At 71.1% G+C, this 2,611-nt stretch carries 2 protein-coding genes and 1 pseudogene; 1 reads left to right on the top strand and 2 read right to left on the bottom strand.

The genetic code is table 11. The features are described from left to right. Window positions 1-307: 307 nt before the first annotated feature. Window positions 308-1,492 carry a quinolinate synthase NadA gene (nadA, locus tag ACOV8S_RS11050; protein ID WP_351114428.1) on the bottom strand — a complete coding sequence of 395 codons (1,185 nt, stop codon included), beginning with the start codon at window positions 1,490-1,492 and terminating at the stop codon, window positions 308-310. 303 nt (window positions 1,493-1,795) lie between these two features. Here nadA and ACOV8S_RS11045 point away from each other — a divergent pair, with 303 nt between their 5' ends. Continuing rightward, entirely contained in the window at window positions 1,796-2,152 is a 357-nt protein-coding gene (locus ACOV8S_RS11045; RefSeq protein ID WP_108953788.1) for a HesB/IscA family protein, read from the top strand. Window positions 2,153-2,233: 81 nt separating this feature from the next. On the opposite strand, the pseudogene ACOV8S_RS11040 reads toward ACOV8S_RS11045, so the two are convergent. Then, window positions 2,234-2,611 (bottom strand): annotated as a pseudogene (locus ACOV8S_RS11040) (hypothetical protein); the annotation flags it as partial.

Genomic DNA, 2,611 nt, shown 5'->3' with positions numbered 1-2,611 from the left:
TTGACGTGAGGTCGCGTGCGATCGCACCGCCTGCGCCCGCCCTCCCCCACGCTCGGCTTCGCTCGCGCGGGGGGACCCCCATCGCCCCCTGGGCGGCCCAGCCGCCCGCAGGGTGGTGCGGCCCGGTCACCCCTGCGGGCGATCGTGCCGCTCGGCGACGGGGGTCCCCCCGGACGAAGTCCGGGGGGAGGGTGGGCGCAGGCCAGGGCGTACGTGACCGGGCCTCACGTCGACGCCGCGCGGGCACCCGCGCCGCACCCACCCCGTACAGGTGAACCGTGCCCGCACCGCCCCGGGGAACGAACCGTTAAGGAAGGGCCAGCATGCGCTCGAGGGCCAGCTTCGCGTAGGTCTCGGTCTCCCGGTCGACCTGGATGCGGTTGACCAGCTTCCCCTCCGCGAGGGACTCCAGCGCCCACACCAGGTGCGGCAGGTCGATCCGGTTCATCGTCGAGCAGAAGCACACCGTGCGGTCGAGGAAGACGACTTCCTTGCCCTCGGGGGCGAATCGGTTCGCCAGCCGCCGCACCAGGTTCAGCTCCGTGCCGATGGCCCACTTGGACCCGGCCGGCGCCGCCTCCAGCGCCTTGATGATGTACTCCGTCGACCCCACCTGGTCCGCCGCCGCGACGACCTCGTGGCGGCACTCCGGGTGCACCAGCACGTTGACGCCCGGAATCCGCTCCCGCACGTCGTTGACCGAGTCCAGGCTGAACCGCCCGTGCACCGAGCAGTGCCCGCGCCACAGGATCATCTTCGCCGCGCGCAGCTCCTCGGCGGTGAGCCCGCCGTTCGGCTTGTGCGGGTTGTAGACGACGCAGTCCTCCAGCGACATCCCCATGTCCCGCACCGCGGTGTTGCGCCCCAGGTGCTGGTCCGGGAGGAACAGCACCTTGTCGCCCTGGTCGAACGCCCACTCCAGCGCGCGCTTCGCGTTGGACGAGGTGCAGATCAGACCACCGTGCCGGCCGGTGAAGGCCTTGATGTCGGCGGAGGAGTTCATGTACGAGACGGGGACGACCTGCTCGGCCACACCCGCCTCGGTCAGCACGTCCCAGCACTCGGCGACCTGCTCGGCCGTCGCCATGTCGGCCATCGAGCAGCCGGCGGCGAGGTCGGGGAGCACGACCTTCTGGTCGTCGTTGGTCAGGATGTCGGCCGACTCGGCCATGAAGTGCACGCCGCAGAAGACGATGTACTCGGCCTCCGGGCGCGCCGCGGCGTCGCGGGCGAGCTTGAAGGAGTCGCCGGTGACGTCGGCGAACTGGATGACCTCGTCACGCTGGTAGTGGTGGCCGAGGACGAAGACCTTGTCCCCGAGCTTCTCCTTGGCCGCGCGGGCGCGCTCCACCAGGTCCGGGTCGGACGGCGACGGCAGGTCGCCGGGGCACTCGACGCCCCGCTCGCTCCGCGGGTCGGCCTCGCGGCCGAGGAGGAGCAGCGCGAGCGGAGTCGGCTGGACGTCGAGCTCCTGGGGCTGGGCGGTGGTCACTACACGCACCCTTTCTGTTCTGCGGGTTTCCCCGGACGGGGAGACAGGTCGAACCTTTTCGTCGAAATGACGTTATCTATCATAACCGCTGCCGCCCGCTTTCCGGCAGGCCGATTGCGTCGATGTGACGTGAATCCCGGTCGGGCCCGGCGGCCCGGTGGGCGCTGTGATGCGCCCCGGGCGTGTGCGAGCATGAGGGAAGGACGAGAGCGTTGCCTGTCCGTCCGGGCCGCGCGGAATGAATCCGCGGCCGGGCGGGTTGAATCGTCGGCAAGCAGTCTCCGTACAACCCGGGAGAGATAGATGTCCGTATCGGACGAGAAGACCACCGTCACCGACGGCATCGTCCTGAGCGACGCCGCCGCGGCCAAGGTCAAGGCCCTGCTCGACCAGGAAGGCCGCGACGACCTCGCGCTGCGCGTCGCCGTCCAGCCCGGTGGCTGCTCGGGTCTGCGGTACCAGCTGTTCTTCGACGAGCGCTCGCTCGACGGCGACGTGGTCAAGGACTTCGACGGCGTGAAGGTCGTCACCGACCGCATGAGCGCCCCGTACCTGGGCGGCGCGTCCATCGACTTCGTCGACACCATCGAGAAGCAGGGCTTCACGATCGACAACCCGAACGCCACGGGCTCCTGCGCCTGCGGCGACTCGTTCAACTGAGCCGGTCACCCCGGCTCGGCACCGAGGGCGGCGCTCCCCTGACGGGGGCGCCGCCCTCGGGCGTTTCCGGAGTGGGGTGCGTCAGCGCGCCGTCGGGTGCGGGTCCTTCTCCTGGGCCACGGGATGCCCCTCGGAGTCGACCACCGCGCGGTCGCCCAGCGGCCGTTCGAGCTCGACGGTCCGGTGGTGGGTCTTCGCGATCATGATGCAGACGCGGTCCGGCCACGGCTTGTCGAGGACGGTGACCTCGACCCGGCCCTCCTTCTCCTCGGTGCGGACCGTGAAGTCGGAGCAGACACCGGCCTCGAAGGCCACCGTGAGGCGGCCGTCCTCGGCGCGGTAGCCGGTGACCCGGGCCTGGCCGGCGGCCGTGCCGTCGTCCGGTCCGGTGGGGCGGGGGCTGGGACGCTCGGCCGGCGGCCCCTCCCCGGTGGAGACCAGCCCCGGATTCTTCGGCGC

Source organism: Streptomyces sp. CO7, from assembly GCF_053474865.1.
The sequence above is the reverse complement of the archived record's forward strand: the minus strand, read 5'-3'. Positions and strand labels throughout refer to the sequence as shown.